The organism is Bradyrhizobium campsiandrae (genome assembly GCF_014529705.1).
GTDB classification, from domain to species: domain Bacteria; phylum Pseudomonadota; class Alphaproteobacteria; order Rhizobiales; family Xanthobacteraceae; genus Bradyrhizobium; species Bradyrhizobium campsiandrae.
Genome location: NZ_JAANIH010000006.1, coordinates 1 through 15705 on the forward strand (window position 1 = coordinate 1; position 15705 = coordinate 15705).

At 65.0% G+C, this 15705-nt stretch carries 12 protein-coding genes and 1 pseudogene; 5 read left to right on the forward strand and 8 right to left on the reverse strand.

Going from position 1 to position 15705, the window contains the following annotated elements; all coding sequences use genetic code 11:
* The 4 genes and pseudogenes from G8O24_RS45110 to G8O24_RS05930 form a co-directional block, all read right to left on the reverse strand.
* Positions 1 to 486 (reverse strand): annotated as a pseudogene (locus G8O24_RS45110) (hypothetical protein); the annotation flags it as partial.
* A gap of 235 nt (positions 487 to 721) precedes the next feature.
* The gene (locus G8O24_RS05920) at positions 722 to 889 is read right to left on the reverse strand and encodes a hypothetical protein (protein ID WP_188097437.1); all 168 of its coding nucleotides are present in this window, start codon (positions 887 to 889) and stop codon (positions 722 to 724) included.
* A 62-nt stretch (positions 890 to 951) separates the two neighbouring features.
* Complete coding sequence (locus G8O24_RS05925) at positions 952 to 1140, reverse strand: bacteriocin (protein ID WP_188097439.1); 189 nt, start codon at positions 1138 to 1140, stop codon at positions 952 to 954.
* 187 nt (positions 1141 to 1327) lie between these two features.
* Entirely contained in the window at positions 1328 to 3940 is a 2613-nt protein-coding gene (locus tag G8O24_RS05930) for an autotransporter outer membrane beta-barrel domain-containing protein (RefSeq protein ID WP_188097441.1), read from the reverse strand.
* A 275-nt stretch (positions 3941 to 4215) separates the two neighbouring features.
* Between G8O24_RS05930 and G8O24_RS05935 the strand changes: the two genes are divergently transcribed.
* On the forward strand, positions 4216 to 5217 hold the full coding sequence (locus G8O24_RS05935) for a helix-turn-helix transcriptional regulator (RefSeq protein ID WP_188097443.1): 1002 nt from the start codon (positions 4216 to 4218) through the stop codon (positions 5215 to 5217).
* A 42-nt stretch (positions 5218 to 5259) separates the two neighbouring features.
* Here the strand turns inward: G8O24_RS05935 and G8O24_RS05940 are convergent, their stop codons facing one another.
* Positions 5260 to 5958: a GntR family transcriptional regulator gene (locus G8O24_RS05940; protein ID WP_188097444.1), complete on the reverse strand. Its 699-nt coding sequence runs from the start codon at positions 5956 to 5958 to the stop codon at positions 5260 to 5262.
* Between the two features lie 149 nt (positions 5959 to 6107).
* Between G8O24_RS05940 and tcuA the strand changes: the two genes are divergently transcribed.
* The 3 genes from tcuA to tcuB are packed head-to-tail and all read left to right on the forward strand — an operon-like array spanning position 6108 to position 9660.
* Positions 6108 to 7499, forward strand: a complete 1392-nt coding sequence (gene tcuA, locus G8O24_RS05945) for an FAD-dependent tricarballylate dehydrogenase TcuA (RefSeq protein ID WP_188097446.1) — start codon at positions 6108 to 6110, stop codon at positions 7497 to 7499.
* 27 nt (positions 7500 to 7526) lie between these two features.
* Positions 7527 to 8555: an alpha/beta hydrolase gene (locus G8O24_RS05950; protein ID WP_188097448.1), complete on the forward strand. Its 1029-nt coding sequence runs from the start codon at positions 7527 to 7529 to the stop codon at positions 8553 to 8555.
* Between the two features lie 4 nt (positions 8556 to 8559).
* The gene (gene tcuB / locus G8O24_RS05955) at positions 8560 to 9660 is read left to right on the forward strand and encodes a tricarballylate utilization 4Fe-4S protein TcuB (RefSeq protein WP_188097450.1); all 1101 of its coding nucleotides are present in this window, start codon (positions 8560 to 8562) and stop codon (positions 9658 to 9660) included.
* A gap of 114 nt (positions 9661 to 9774) precedes the next feature.
* Here the strand turns inward: tcuB and G8O24_RS05960 are convergent, their stop codons facing one another.
* Both G8O24_RS05960 and G8O24_RS05965 read right to left on the reverse strand, forming a co-directional pair.
* Positions 9775 to 13179: an acyl-[ACP]--phospholipid O-acyltransferase gene (locus G8O24_RS05960; protein ID WP_188097452.1), complete on the reverse strand. Its 3405-nt coding sequence runs from the start codon at positions 13177 to 13179 to the stop codon at positions 9775 to 9777.
* 160 nt (positions 13180 to 13339) lie between these two features.
* A complete protein-coding gene (locus tag G8O24_RS05965; protein WP_244645757.1) occupies positions 13340 to 13669 on the reverse strand; it encodes a hypothetical protein in 330 nt (109 codons plus the stop codon).
* Positions 13670 to 13720: 51 nt separating this feature from the next.
* Between G8O24_RS05965 and G8O24_RS05970 the strand changes: the two genes are divergently transcribed.
* The gene (locus G8O24_RS05970) at positions 13721 to 14341 is read left to right on the forward strand and encodes a TetR/AcrR family transcriptional regulator (protein ID WP_188097454.1); all 621 of its coding nucleotides are present in this window, start codon (positions 13721 to 13723) and stop codon (positions 14339 to 14341) included.
* A 15-nt stretch (positions 14342 to 14356) separates the two neighbouring features.
* Here the strand turns inward: G8O24_RS05970 and G8O24_RS05975 are convergent, their stop codons facing one another.
* Positions 14357 to 15664 (reverse strand): GGDEF domain-containing protein, encoded by a 1308-nt coding sequence (locus G8O24_RS05975; RefSeq protein ID WP_188097456.1) that lies wholly within the window; start codon positions 15662 to 15664, stop codon positions 14357 to 14359.
* Positions 15665 to 15705 lie beyond the last annotated feature (41 nt).

Here is a 15705-nt window from a genome sequence, read left to right on the forward strand (position 1 = left end):
GTTCGACACGCTGACCAAGGCAGTGCCTGGCACGGTGGTGATCGTATCGTTGAACCCACCGCCGCCACCGCCCCCGCCGTCTCCCGCGGCTGCGCCAGCATTGCCAACTGCTCCGTTGATATTGAAGGTGGTCGCGCCCGATCCGCCCGCGGCACCGCCGCTGCCCGCGCCGCCAAATCCTCCCGCTCCGGAGTATGGGAATCCAGAGCCGCCATTGCCACCACCACCACCGCCGCCGCCGCCGCCTGCACTGGCGGTGCCCGCCGTTCCAGTGCCGCCGGTCCCGCCCACCAGATTGTCGGTGGCGCCAGCGCCGCCCGCGCCCGCGCCTGTCGCGCCGGCGCCGCCCGATCCGCCGTCCGCCTTTGCAGGTGACGCCGATGCCAGCGCGAGGTACATCGCACAGAGGGCAGCGAATGCGGCCCGGCCGAGTGCGGTCGTCGTCGGCAGCGATGATCTGAAAATAAATGTTCGCTGCTTGCGCATTCCAAATCCGGTCCCGCCCATCGCAATTGCTCGTTCGTCGGCCACGTACGAACGCAACCAATTTACAGAAGTGGGTTGCACAGGCTTGGACCAGACGGCACGGGACACGGGCAGCGCGGCATTCTGCTTGCCAATTTGAGCGGCTGTTGCCGTTGGGCGACAAAAACGCGGCGGCCCGCGATCTTCATCGCGGGCCGCTTGGGACTGATGGGAATTCGCGGGGGCGTGCCGGCTGCTACACGGCCGGCAAGAGGCCTTCGCGGGGCAGTTTGCCGGCGCCACCTCCGCCGCCAAGTGCTCCGTATCCGCCACTGACGTTATCCAGCTGCTTTTGATCGAGCTCGCCGTTCTGCTTGCGCTGCTCGGCCGGAGCGGACGTCTTGTCTTTCGTGCTGTCGCTCATCGTTCAAAACTCCTCGGCTTGAATGGGATCTTTAGAAAGGGCGGGGCGCGTACGCTCCGCGATCAATAGTCCACGTTGGTCGGGCAGTTGAAGGTCCGGCCCGATCCGCCGGTCTGGTAGCCGCCGCTGACCTGCGCGAGATCGTGCTCGGACAGCTCGAACTGCTCGGTCTTGCCGGCATGTGCATCAGGCGCGATCGAATCGTCAGATGTCCGATTCGCGCTCAGCGCCTTGGACGATGTCTTGGTCATGTAAACTCCGTCTGGAAGTTGATAAGCGGTCGCGTGGTGCGCTCGCCTGCAATCCGTGTCGGCAAACGCGCGCGAGGTTCTGGGTGCAGGATTTCACTTAATCGTTATTGCTGAAAATCAGCATATCGGGAGATGAATGACTTGGGCCAGACGGCACTGTGTTTGGACTCGGCGGCAAGAACGTCCCTCACCAGGCGTAGCGCACGACGCCCTTGCCGGCATAGGAGCGGGTGACTTGCGAGAACTCGCCCTCGAAGGTCGCGGCCGCCGACCAGCCGTTCAGCCATTTCATCTCGGCCGATGCGGTCGTGAGTGCGGAATCGCGCGCCTGCGCCGCGCCGTTGACGACGAAGCTTGCGCCCGGCAGCGCCTGGAAGGTCGCAGCGATCGTGCGGTTCGGATTGAAATCATGCGCCCAGGCGAGGCGGCCGCGCAGCGTCAGCACGCCGCTCTGCTGCGCAAAGGATTTGTCGCTGCGCAGGCCGAGCTCGCTGCGCGCATCGGTCACGTCCTTGGCCGCATAATTGAGCGCGAAGGCCGGCGCCCCTGAAATCACCTGCTCGGCATAGGTCGGCAGCGGGATCGTGGTGGCGTGCTCGGCCGCATAGGGCCTGCGAACCACGCCGCCGATCCACGGCGCATCGTAGCGATAGCCGCCTTCGAGCCGACCGGACCATGCATTGGCGTTGAACTCCGCGCGCAGCCGGTCGGCGCCCGCGATCGTCACGGTGCGGTCGGTGGTCACATCCTGCCAGCCGTAGGCGAGTGCGGCGGTGACGTAAGCGGGGCCGCTGGTGTGATGCACATAGGCGCCGGCCTGAAACAGGTCGGAGCGTCCGCCGCCGAGCCCGCTGACGCCAAAACTGGTGCCGCCACCGGCGAGCGCAAAGCCGGCCAGCGTGCTCGGCGAGATCAGATAGTCCGCGCCGACGGCAGTGCCGAAGATGCGGCTGGTCGCCTGGCTCGAGCCGACGATGGCGTTGCCCTCGGTGGTCTGTGTGCCGCCGAATCCGGCCGCCCACACGCTCCAGCGCTGTTCGAACGGGCGGCCGCGCAGCGGCGCCTTGGTGAACATGGCATAGGCGTCGGCGCGGCGATCGTCCGCATAGCCGATCGCGCCCGCGGGCGCATCGCCGCAGGCGGCCTGCGATGGCGAAGCGGTGCGGCAATTGGAGTTTCGCATGAAGGGATCCGTCAGCAGGCCCATGAACTGGCTCATGGCATCGAAGGTGGCCTGCTGCGAACCGGCCGCGCTCTCGCCCGAGGCCTGGGTCAGGCCTGCGGGCGTCAGGCTGCCATAGACTGCAGGGATTCCTCCGGTCGAATTGAAATCGCCGACCAGCGCGTCGGCATCCGCCTGATGGTTTTGATTCATCGCGTTATACGAAGGGCCAGCAAAGCCGAGCGCGAGATTGAGATAGACGTTGTTGGCGTCATAGCTCAGCGTGTCATGGAATCCGGCAGGCAGGTTGTTGTTGGCGATGACCGACGCGAACGTTCCGGATAGGCCACCGGTTGCGGTGAGGATCGTGTACTGCTTGCTGACATAGCTGCCGGTGAGGAAGGCAGCCTGCACGGTGGCGCCGTTGAGGGTCGCCGTGCCCGAGACCGTCGTGAAGGAGGCAGTCGAGGGGTTCAACCCGATCAAATAGAGCGCACCGGCCTGGAAGGCGAGATTGCCGGCGACCGTCAGCGAGGTCGTTGGCGTGCCGTTACCAGGGCCGAGCAGGCCGCCGGCATTGACCTGCGTATTGCCGATCGTGCCCGCGCCCACAAGCCAGGCGCCATTGTTGACCGTGGTCAGGCTCGATGTGGCGATCGAGCCGTCCACCCACAACGTGCCGCCGTTGACCGTCGTCGCGCCGGTGTAGGTGTTTGCCCCGGTCAGCCCCCTGATGCCGTTGCCGATCTTCCCGAGCCAGCCGCCCGTGCCGCCCCCGCCGCCGCCGTCCCTGATCAACCCGGACACTGTCGTTGAGAAATTATTGCCGCCGACGGTCAACTGGTTGCTGCCGAGCTGGAAGAATCCGCCGCCTGCTATGGAGCCGGCCGAGAGTTGATGGTTGCCGGCAGGTCCGGATGAGAGGGAGAAATCCGTCGAGGCTGTGGCGTTATTGGTGATGGCAGCGTTGCCCGCCGTCGCGTTGTTCGACAGGGCAAGAAAGCTCTGGTTGTCGATAACGGCGTTGCCGGCAGAACTATTGGCGACAAAATAGAGGCCACCCTGGTTTGTGAAGACGGCGCTGCCCGCGGTGCTCGCGTCGAAGAAATACATGGTGGCGGCGGCGGCGTTTCCAACCGTCGCGTTGCCCGCAGTACTGTTGTTGAAGAAGCCGGTCGAGCCCGCGTTGCTGATAGTGGCAGTGCCGGCGGAGCTATTATTGGTGAAGTAAAGGGTACCAGTCTGGCTCGTGGCGATCGAAATGCTGCCGCCGTTGGCCGCGATCCCTGCGCCCGTGAACGAGAGCGTAACGTTTGCCCCGATCGTGGCCTGGTAGCTGGAGGCCCCTGAATTGAGAGTCCAGCCGCCCACACTGGCGTCGGCCGCGATGGCGATGGCGGTCTGGTTGGACGTACCGAAGAAGGCCGTGCCAGTCGGCCCCAGACCCGTGTTCCAGTTCGTGCCAGCGTTGTAGATGCCCCTCCCGTTATTCGTCTTCCAGGTGTCAGTCTGGGCCGACGACGGCGCGGCGGGAATCATGAGCGCGAGTGTGGAGCAGGCGGCCAGCAACGCCGCACGCGTCCGTTTTCGCTGCGATGTGGTGATCGCGGCAGCGGCAACGACAGTCATCTTCGTCATGGTCTTCCCAGGGCATTACCGGGCGAAGCGAGCGTCGCCCATCCAATTGGCTACCTAGCGTGCGAGCGATAGTCCGGCTTGGGCACAACGGCAGCCCCCTTGGGCTGTGCGGACCTGCGGTCGCGAATTGCGATCTCTGTTGAAGTTGAGCAACAGCGCCGGAGAGCCGCGACTTGAGCGCGTGGGTCAACAATTGGACTGGGCGGCACATGGCGCGGACTAAACGGCACTCACGTGCCGTTTGATCCAATGTTCCCCTTGTGCGACAAATTGGCATGTCCATTGGGGGTCCTGTCGTGACGGCGGTCGATGCCAACGAGTTGCTTCAGTTTCGCGTGACGTCCGCGCCCTTTGCGGCGAGCGGACAGCTCGACGCCTTCATCGAGGTGTGGGGCCGCAAGATGATGCGCTTTGCGATCGAGCCGTTGGCCGGCCAACCGCTCCAGATCGATGCCATGCTGCGCTCGCTGCCCGACTTCGCGATGGCGAGCGGGCTACGTTCGCCGATGCGGGTTCATCGCCACGCCGAGCTGATCGACAATGACGATCTCCACCTCGTCGTTATCGCGCAAGGCACGGGCGAGCTGCGTCAGCAGGGCCGTGTCGCGACCATTCGCGCGGGCGAGGCCGTTCTGACCGACAACGGCACGCCGGCGATCTTCGTGATGCCGACGCGGTGTCACACCATCACCTACCGCTTCAGCAGGGATCTGCTGCGGCATCGCGTCAGTCACGTCGACGATCTCGTCGCGCGGCCGATCGACAGGGATCACCAGGTGCTGCGCCTGCTGACCGGCTATGCCGGAATCCTCAACGATCAGAGTGCGCTCGCCACGGCCGAGCTGCGCCGCGCCGTCAGCGATCACATGCACGACCTTGCTGCTCTGCTGTTCGGTGCCCGGACGGGGCCGAGTCTGGCCGAGGGGCTTCGCGCCGCGCGGCTCAAGGCGATGAAGGACGAGATTTTCCGGCGGCTCGTCGACAGTTCGCTTTCGGTCGGCGACGTTGCGCGCAGCCAGCAGATTTCGGAGCGCTACATCCGCCAGCTCTTCGCCGGCGACGGCACCACCTTCACCGATTTCGTCCGCGATGCACGCCTCGCACGTGCCCATCGCATCCTGACAGATCTCACCGCGCCACACCGGCCAATCAACGCGATCGCCTATGAATGCGGTTTCAACGACCTCTCTTATTTCAACCGTGCGTTCCGCCAGCGCTACGACATGACGCCGTCGGAGGCCCGCGGCGCGGCGAAGCACACGGGCTCCTCGTTCTGAGGCTTGCTCTATGACTTCCGCTGATCCGGCGGAAGCTGACTTTCATGAGCAAACGCCCTCCTGCCTCTGCTGCAGCTTCAGCCGGCAGCGCAGCGCCTCGCGGATATGGGCGCGGGCGAGCTGCTCGGCCTTGTCGCCGTCGCGCGCGGCAATGGCCTCGATGAGGGCCTGGTGCTCGCCATGGCTGGTTAAGGGGCGGCCCGTCACGGTGAAGGTGGTGGGGCCGAGCAGGGCGATCCAGTCCTGCAATTCCCGCGAGGCGTTGTCGAGATAGCGGTTGCGCGCGGCACGGCAGATCGCCTCGTGGAAGGCGCGGTTGAGCTTTGCCATCGCGGTGGCGTCAGGCTCCGGCGCCTCGACAAAGGCCGGGTCGAGATCCCTGAGCGCGGCGACCGCGGGCGCGGAGGCTTGCTCGGCGGTAAGACGCGCGGCGGCGCCGTCCATGAGTTCTCGCATCGCATAGAGCGCGAGGACCTCCGAGAGGTCGAGGCTGCGGACGATCAACCCGCGACCGGCGGCGGGCGCGACGAAGCCGCGCGCGGCGAGCCGGCCCAGCGCCTCCCGCACCGGCGTGCGGCTGACCCTCAGCCGCTGGGCGACTTCCTCCTCGCGCAAGCGGTCGCCCGCGCGGTAGTTGCCGGCCTGGAGCGCCTCGCAGAGCGAGCGAAATACCGCCTCACCCAGCGCGACACCACCGCCGCGGGTGATTGATCCGCCTGTCTTCGCCGGACGTCTGGCCATAGTCCCTCGACGCATCCTGCCCATGCAGAGATGCCGCTTGCACCGCTTCTGTATATCTTTGTATACAATAGTACGCAAGCGCGAAGCTGGTTGACGCCGGCCGCTGGCGGGCAAGAATGGCTCCAACTTGGTCGTGACGGACAGACGGCATGGGCAGCAAATACGACGTGCTGGTGATTGGCGGCGGCAACGCCGCTCTGTGCGCGGCGATCAGCGCCCGCCGCGGCGGCGCCTCGGTGCTCGTGCTCGAGGGCGCGCCAAAATTCTACCGCGGCGGCAACACCCGCCACACCCGCAACATGCGCTGCGCTCATGACGCCGCGACCGAAATCCTCACAGGACCGTACACCGAGGAGGAGTTCTGGGAGGACCTGCTGCGGGTCACCGGCGGGCAGACCGACGAGGTGCTTGCCCGCCACATGATCCGCGAATCCAAGGACATCCTGAACTGGATCGTGGAGCAGGGCGTGCGCTGGCAGCCTTCGCTCGGCGGCACGCTGAGCCTTGGCCGTACCAACTCGTTCTTCCTCGGCGGCGGCCGGGCGATGCTCAACGCGCTGTATCTGACCGCCGAACGTCTCGGCGTCGAAGTTCAGTACGATGCAGAAGTTACCGACCTCGTGATCGAGGACGGCATGTTCCTCGCCGCGCGCCTGAAGCGGCCGATCCATGGCGAGACCGAAATCCGCGCGACCTCGCTGGTGGCGGCCGCCGGCGGCTTCGAAGCCAACATCGATTGGCTCAAGCAATATTGGGGCGAGGCCGCCGACAATTTCCTGATCCGCGGCACGCCCTATAATCGCGGCTCGATCCTGAAGATGCTGCTCGCCAAGGGCGTGCAGGAGGTCGGCGATCCCACCCAGTGCCACGCGGTCGCGATCGACGCCCGCGCACCGAAATTCGACGGCGGCATCATCACGCGGCATGATTCCGTCGTGTTCGGCATCGTCGTCAACAAGCACGCCCAGCGCTTCTACGACGAGGGCGAGGACATCTGGCCGAAACGCTATGCGATCTGGGGCCGGCTGGTCGCGGCGCAGCCGGGCCAAATCGCCTACATCATCTTCGATTCGACCGTCGTCACCAGCTTCATGCCGACGCTGTTCCCGCCGATCGCCGGGCAAACCATCGCCGAGCTTGCCGGCAAGCTCGAGCTCGATCCGGCCGTGCTGGAAAAGACCATCTCCGAATTCAACGCCGCGGTGCGGCCAGGCACGTTCGATCACACCATCCTCGACGATTGTCGCACCGAAGGCATCACGCCGGCCAAGACGCATTGGGCGCGCAAGATCGAGACGCCGCCCTACCTCGCCTATCCGGTGCGGCCCGGCATCACCTTCACCTATCTCGGCACGCGCGTGACCAAGGAGGCGCGGATGCTGATGGCCGACGGCAAGCCGTCCGCCAACATGTTCGCCGCCGGGGAGATCATGGCCGGCAACGTGCTTGGCAAGGGTTACGCTGCCGGCATCGGCATGACCATCGGCAGCGTGTTCGGACGGATCGCGGGGCGGGAAGCGGCACGCCACGCCAAGAATTAGGATCAAGAAAAGATGCAGGGAGTAAACATGTCACGCCTAGCCATTGCTTCGATCGCGACGCTGTTGATCGTCAGCGACGTGTATGCCGACGAGCCCATCACCCTGCGCGACATGGGCTCGTTCCATGTCGGCGGGCGGCTGGTCGAAATCTCCGGCAAGCCGGTGAGGGAGGTCGTGTTCTCGCCAGGCGGCGTGCCTGCCAAGGTCGATCCCAACGGCACCTACCAGGTCGAGCAAATGTATGTGCAGTATTTCCTGCCGGCGAGCGAGAAGGGCGCCTATCCGCTGCTGATGTGGCACGGCGGCGGGCTGACCGGCGTCACTTATGAGACCACACCCGATGGGCGCGAAGGCTGGCTGAACTATTTCCTGCGCAAGGGCTGGGCGGTCTATAATTCCGACGCGGTGGAGCGCGGGCGCGCGGGCTGGGCGCAATATCCTGACATCTTCAAGGGCGAGCCGGTCTTCCTGACCACGGCCAATCCGTTCGAGCGCTTCCGCATCGGCGATGGCCCGAACTCCTACGATCCCGATCCCGCCAAGCGGAAGGTGCTGCCGGGCAACCAGTTCCCCGTTGAACGCTACGAGAATTTCGTCAAGCAGAACGTGCCGCGCTGGACCACGACGGACGATGCGACCATCGCCGCCTATATCGCCGAGATCGATCGCGTCGGACCCTCGGTGATCCTGTTCCACAGCCAGGCCGGCAGCTTCGGCTTCAAGGTCGCGCAAGCCCGGCCCGACAAGGTCAAGGCGCTGATTGCGATCGAGCCCGCCGGCATTGGCGATATCGCCAAGGCGGACGCGCTGAAGAACATCCCGACCCTCATCATCTATGGCGACTATATCGATCGCGATTCGCGCTGGCCCAAAATCCGCGCCAATGGCGTTGCTTTTGCCGACGCCATCAAGGCGGCCGGGGGCAGCGTCGACATCGTCGACCTGCCGCAAGTGGGCATCAAGGGCAATTCGCACATGGTGATGATGGACAAGAACAACCTCGTGGTCGCCGACCTGATCCAGAAATGGCTCGCGGCCAAAGGATTGACGAAGTAGCGCCATGCACGGAAGCAGAATCCTGGACGAAGCCGACCGTCTGATGACGGTCTGCAATTCCTGCCGCTACTGCGAGGGGCTTTGCGCGGTGTTTCCGGCGATGGAGATGCGGCGCGCCTTCTCGGACGGCGATCTCAACTATCTCGCCAATCTCTGCCATGCCTGTGGCGCCTGCTATGTCGATTGCCAGTTCTCGCCGCCGCACGAGTTCAACGTCAACGTTCCGAAGACGCTCGCGGTCGCCCGTGCCGAGTCCTACGCCATTTATGCCTGGCCACAGGCCCTGTCGGGCGCCTTCGCGCACAACGGCCTCGTCATCAGCATCGTCGCTGCGCTCAGCGTGGCGGCCTTCGTTTTTGGTTTCGCCGCGCTCAATGACCGGAGCGTGCTGTTCGGCGTGCACGCCGGCGCCGGCGCGTTCTACAAGCTGATGCCGCACAATGCGATGGCTGCATTGTTCAGCGCTGCATTCCTCTATGCGATCGTCGCACTGGTCATGAGCGTGCGCACATTCTGGCGCGACATCGCCACGCCGGTCGGCGGGCGCGCCGATGGCGGCTCGATCTTCCAGGCCATTCGCGATGCGGGTGAACTGCGTTATCTCCATGGCGGCGGCGTCGGCTGCTACAACGAGGACGACAAGCCGACCGACCGGCGTAAATTGTTCCATCACCTGACGTTCTATGGCTTCCTGCTGTGTTTCGCCGCGACGTCGGTGGCGACGCTCTATCACTATCTCCTGGGACGCGAGGCGCCGTATCCGTGGTGGGACCTGCCCGTGGTGCTCGGCACGTTCGGCGGCTTCGGCCTGATCGTCGGCCCGATCGGCCTGTTCGTGGCCAAGCTGCGGCGCGATCCGGCCTTGCTCGACGAAAACCGCTACGGCATGGATGTCGGCTTCATCGCTATGCTGTTCCTGACCGGGCTTACCGGTATGCTGTTGTTGATCCTGCGTGAGACTGCCGCGATGGGACCGCTGCTGGCGCTGCATCTCGGCGCGGTGTTCGCGCTGTTCATCACCATGCCCTATGGCAAGTTCGTGCACGGCATCTACCGCTTTGTGGCATTGGTGCGCTATGCCCAGGAGCGGCGGACGGCTGTCTAGAACGAAATGGACTTGGATTGAATCAGCCGCGGGCTCGGTGCACCTCCGATACCGTGGAGCAAGACCACGCCGCCAGACCGCGCATGCGCTGGCGCGATGGGCACGGGCCGGGCCTCATGCAACCTCGCGCTCCGGCGCGGACGCCTGTTCGCGGGCCATCGTCGTTGCCGTGACATAGTCGGTCTTGCCGGTGCCGAGCAGCGGCACCTTGTCGACCACCATGATCGTCGCGGGCACGGTCAGCTCGGAGGCGCCGATCGACTTGGCCTGAGCCTGCATCGTGCTGCGCTCGGCGTTCTTTTGTGTGGTCAGCAGCACGATGCGCTCGCCCTTGCGCGGGTCGGGGATCGAGACCGCGACTGAGGCGGCCTGCGGCCACAGCGTGGTCGCGATGCTCTCGACCGCCGACAGGGAGACCATTTCGCCCGCGATCTTGGCAAAGCGCTTGGCGCGACCCTTGATGGTGATGAAGCCGGCCGCGTCGATGGCCACGATGTCGCCGGTGTCGTGCCAGCCCTCGGGCAGCACTTCGAGCACGCCAGGATTTTCGGCCCTGAGATAACCGAGCATCACGTTCGGGCCGCGCACCGACAGGCGGCCGCCATCCTCGATGCCGGGGACCGGGTCGAGGCGGCTTTCCATCAGCGGCGAGAGCCGGCCGACGGTGCCGGGGCGGTTCGCCATCGGCGTATTCATCGCCAGCACAGGCGCGGTCTCGGTGACGCCATAGCCTTCGAGGATGCGGATGCCGTAGCGCTCCATGAACACCTGACGCGTGCGGTCCTTGACGGCTTCCGCGCCGGCGATCACGAGGCGCAAGGTGCGGAAGTCGTAGGCATGCGCCGAGCGGGCATAGCCTGACAGGAACGTGTCGGTGCCGAACAGGATGGTGGCGCCGGTCTGGTAGATCAGCTCGGGCACGATGCGATAATGCAGCGGCGAGGGATACATGTAGATCGGAATGCCCGCCAGCATTGGCATCATCATGCCGCCCGTCAGGCCGAATGAATGGAACACCGGCAGCACGTTGAAGACCTTGTCATTGGCATTGGCATCGACCCGCGCCAGCGCCTGCGCCGCGTTGGCGAGGATGTTGCGGTGGGACAGCACCACGCCCTTGGGCGTGCCTTCGGAGCCTGACGTGAACAGCACGACGGCGGGATCGCTCGCCTGGCGGGTGACACGCGGCGTGGTTCCGGCGAGCAGGCCCTTGATCTTGTCGACTGTTCCGATCGAGGCGCGGATATCTTCGAGATAGATAACGCGCGCCTCGGCGGAGATCGCGGCCATCAGCTTGTCGAGCTTGCCCTTCTCGATGAAGGCCTTCGAGGTCAACACGGTCTTGACCTGCGCGGCCTTCATGGCGGCCAGGACGTTGACCGGGCCTGCGGAGAAGTTGAGCATGGCCGGGACGCGGCCGATATTTTGCAGCGCCATGAAGACCACGGCGACGCCGGCGGAGTTCGGCAGCAGGACGCCGACATTCTCGCCGACGGAGGTGCCGTCTTCCAGCTTCCGGCTCAGCACCTGCGCGCCGAGGATCAGCTTGCGATAGGTCAGCTTGGTGCCGAGCGCGTCCTCGATGATGACCTTGCCGGTGTCGCGGTCGCGATAGGCATGTCCGAGCGCTTCGAACAGCGAGTGATCAAGCATGGCGTTCTTCACCAGGGCGTCGATCATGACGTCCTGCAGCGCCGCGCCGGCGGCGTTGCGGCGCGCCTTGCCCTTCAGCTCCGAAGCAACCGGCAGCTTGACCGGCGGCAGAATCGTGACCGTCACCCGCGGAAACCACGAGCGCTTGATCTGGCTCGAGGTGAGATAACTGAGATGCGAGCGCTGCGCACCTTCGATCCGGACCGGCACCACCACGGCGTCGGCCTTGTCCGCGATCATTGCCGTGCCGTCATAGACCTTCATCAGCGAACCGGAGACGGTGATGCGCCCCTCCGGGAAAATGACCACGGGCTCGCCCGCGGCGACCAGCTTGATCAGGTCGCGCGCAGCCAGCGGCTTGGTCGGGTCCATGGTGTAGTGCTTGACCACCCGCAGGAAGGGCTTCGCCCACCAGGCCTTGGCGATGCCGGTATCGACCGCGAAGCTGGCGTCGATCGGCAGCACGGCGTGCAGCAGCGGGCCGTCGATCAGGCTGACATGATTGGGTGCGATCAGCATCCGCGTGCCCGGAGGCGGCAGGTTTTCGAGGCCGCGAATCTCGGTGCGGAACAGGGCACGGAACAAGAGGGCGCCGAAATCGCGCACGCCCTCCTTGCCCCATTTCGTCAGCACGAACCACACCGCGCCGAAGCTGGCGACACCGAGGCCGAAGAAGATCCAGCCGACATGCAGCCCGCCCGCCTGCAGCAGCGCGACGAACAGGGAGCCCACCACCATGAAGGCCGCCTGCAGCACATTGCCCGCGGCGATGATGCGGGCGCGCTCGTTCGGGACCGACCAGGCCTGCACGGCGGCGAAGGAGGGAACCACGAACAGGCCGCCGCCGAACGCGAAGGCGACGAAATCGGCCAGCATACGCAAGCCCATGAATGAGGTCGCAAAGTCGATCGCTGCGATGTCCTGGCCCTTGGTCGCGACGGCGATGGCCCAGGCGAGATCAAGGCCGGCACAGCCCATGATGATGGCGCCGATCGGCACCAGTGCGAGGTTCGGGCGAACGTGGCTCAGGCTGGCGGCGAACAGCGAGCCAGCCGCAATGCCGATCGCGAAGATCGCCAGGCACAGCGTCACCACCCCTTCACTGCCGCCGACGACGTCCTTGACCAGCGCCGGCAGCAGCGACAGCACGATGGCGCCGACCAGCCAGAACCAGGAGACGATCACCGTGCCGTCCCACAGCCTGTGGTCCGCGTGCAGCGTCTTGAGCAGGCCAAGCGTCGAGGTCCACGGATTGGCATCGACCGGCAGATCGGGCGCGGAGGGCGTCGTTTGCGGAATGCGGGAGGCGAAGGCCCAGGACAGCAGGGCCAGCACGACCACGGCCGATGCGACCCAGCCCATGTGGGCGGAGCCGGCCACGAACTGGCCGCCGGCGACCGTGCCGCGCCGGATGGCCATGAACGTGGCGCCGTCGACCAGCGCGTTGCCGGTCGCGAGCTCGCCGAGCTCGAGCTGGTCCGGCAGCATGGCGTATTTCACGGGGCCGAACAGGGCGGCGATTATGCCGAACAAGGCGAGCGCGGTGAACAATAGCGGCACCGAGTGCATGAAGAAGCCGGCGGCGGCAAAGCCTGCTGCGAAGATCTCGGCGAACTTCAATCGTCGCGCGACGACCGACTTGACGTATTTGTCGGCGAGCTGGCCGCCGAGCCCGGACAGGATGAAATAGGGGAAGATGAAGACGGCGCCTGCCACCGTCACGAGCGCATCGCCGTGGCCGGTCGCCGCGCTGTAAAGCAGGATGATGACGAGCGCGTTCTTGAGCACGTTGTCATTGAGCGCCGAGAAGAATTGCGCCCAGAACAGCGGCGCGAAACGGCGTGACGACAGCAAATCCCTGATCATGACTAGTCCTGTTTTGAAAAAGGCAGCCTGAGGTTGTTACCTGGTCGGTCGTGCGTCACGACCGGATGAGTGTGGGAGGAGCGATTGCAGGGTGACTGTTGTCACCGGCCTGCTGTGTCCCCCCGCCTCCGCCGATCTTGTTGGGCGCCAAGTGATCCCGTTAGGTTCGAAAAATAGCCGGTCGCGGCCCGCAGTTGGGGCGACCAGGCGCGAAAACCTTGTCTAAGGTGAGGGCGGCGAGAGGGCGAAGGGGGTTGACCCGGCCGAGCAGGCCGAAGCGGCGACCCTCGAGGGGGGCACGGGCGCGGCTGGCCCGCCACATCCGGAAGGTCGCGCGGCGTTCAGCCAGGACGCCGGCAATGTCGCAGGCGTTTGCGATCCGGTCGATCGGCGCCATGGCGAACCGCAGCAGGGCGCGGCCAAGCCCGGTCACGAGGGCTGCGGCGTCCTCGACGAAGGTGGAGGCGATATCGACAGCGAGCGTTTGCATTTTGCAGGTCTCCGGGTTAATTTGAACATTGTTCACATGAGTAGCTTAAAAATGAACAATGTTCAAGAGGATTCGCTGCGGGATCGAAAAAAAACCCGGAGGCGGTTCCAGATCCTGGAGATCGCCCGTGGCATCATTGCATCCAAGGGATTGAGATCGTTGAAGGTTCGGGACGTCGCCGAAGCCGCCAATTGCTCGGTCGGCAGCGTCTATAACGAGTTCGGCGACTTCGACGGGGTGATCCTGACCGTCAACAGGGAGACGGTTCAGGCGCTGACCGCGCGGCTGCGCGGGGTTCCAGGGGAGGATCCGGTCCGCCAGCTCTATGGATTGGCCGAGACCTATCTCGACTTCTTCGCCGAGCACGCCAATTTGCTGCGCTCGCTGTTCGAGCATCGGATGGAGGACGACCGTCCCTATCCCGACGACATCCTCCAGATGGTGATGGACGCCTTCGCGTTGATGCATCCGCCGCTGGTGCGGGTGCTGCCGAATGCCGATGACGTCAGGATCGCGCTCTTGTCACGCACGCTGTTTTCCGCGGTGCATGGGATCATCTCGCTCGGCCTTGAAGAGCGCATGGTCGCCGTGCCGCCGCAGATGCTGCGCCAGCAGGTCACGCAATTCCTGGACGCGCATCTCGTGGGTCTCGGAATCCTGCCGGCGCGCTGACGACGCTACCCGCCGTCACGCGCGGGCAGCTTCGCGCGGCCTTGCGGCGACGACGACGACATCCGCTTTCCCGTTGTCGACCTGAACCCGGTTGCGCCCTTTTTCCTTGGCGCGATAGCAGGCGGCATCGGCGCGGCGCATTGCGTCCTCGAGCGTGGTGTTGCGATCGGCGCTTCCGGCAACGCCGATGCTGGCGGTGATAGCAAAGCAGCGATCATCCCAGGCGAAGCTGAACAGCTCGAGCGAGCGCCGCAGCCGCTCGGCAATGTCGACGGCCTCGTAGGGCGCGCATTCCGGCAGCATCAGTCCAAATTCATCGCCGCCGAGCCGGGCGACCAGATCCTGCGGCCGTCGGTCCTGCCGCAACAATTGCGCGACCTGACACAGCAGCCGGTCGCCGGCGAGATGTCCGCAGCTGTCGTTGACGCTCTTGAACTGGTCGAGGTCGAGCAGGATCAGGCTGAGCGCGCCCGCAGCGTTACCGTCACGCTCGCCTTGCAGGCGCGCCTCGAAGGCGCGGCGGTTGGTGCGGCCCGTGCGCCCGTCGTGCGACGCCTGATAGGCCAGGCGCTCCTTCTCCGCGTGCATGGCATCCTCGAATGCCTGTCGCTGCACCACCAGTCGCCGTTTGTGCCCGATCAGGAGCCGGATCAGGGCTGCGGCAGTGACGATGTTGACGCAGGTCAGCGTCACCTTGATGGTGCGAGAGCCTTCGCCCAGAGCGGTCGAGAATCGCTCTGCATGTCCGGTAAACTGCGTGTTCAGCTCCGAAAGCCGCGACGACAGGAAGTGCAGCCGATCTGCGTTGCGGATGGGGCCGCCCTTCAGGTCGCTTCGGATCACTTCACTGAAGATGCTGAGTTCGAGCAGCATCGGGTCGGTGGCAGCCCACTCCCGGATTGCCTCCTGAAAGAAGTTGATGCCGCTGAAGTACCGGAACAACCAGATCATGCCCGGAACATCGTCGGGATGGTTGCCGCCTTGCAGGAAGCCGATGCGCGCGAGCTCGACATTGACCGGATCGCGCTCGAGCGCCCACCTTGCGTACTCGTCACCGATAGGAACGGCGATCGACGACTGATACTGCGCGAACTGGCTTGCCTCGCCTGACTGCAGATACAGATGGAGAAAATAGACGGCGTTCTTCTGCGAGCGCGACCACATCGCCTCGCCGGCGACATAAGCGCGAACCGACGACATCACCTCCAGGCTGAATCCAGCGATCATCGCCTGGAGCACGACGACCATGACGAATGGCGAGACGAGCTTGATGACGTGAAGGAGACTACGTTCCTTCGCCGAAAATGCTGTTCTGCGAAACACCCTGCGTTCCCCAAGTCACGCAACGACCCCAGCGGAGCGTT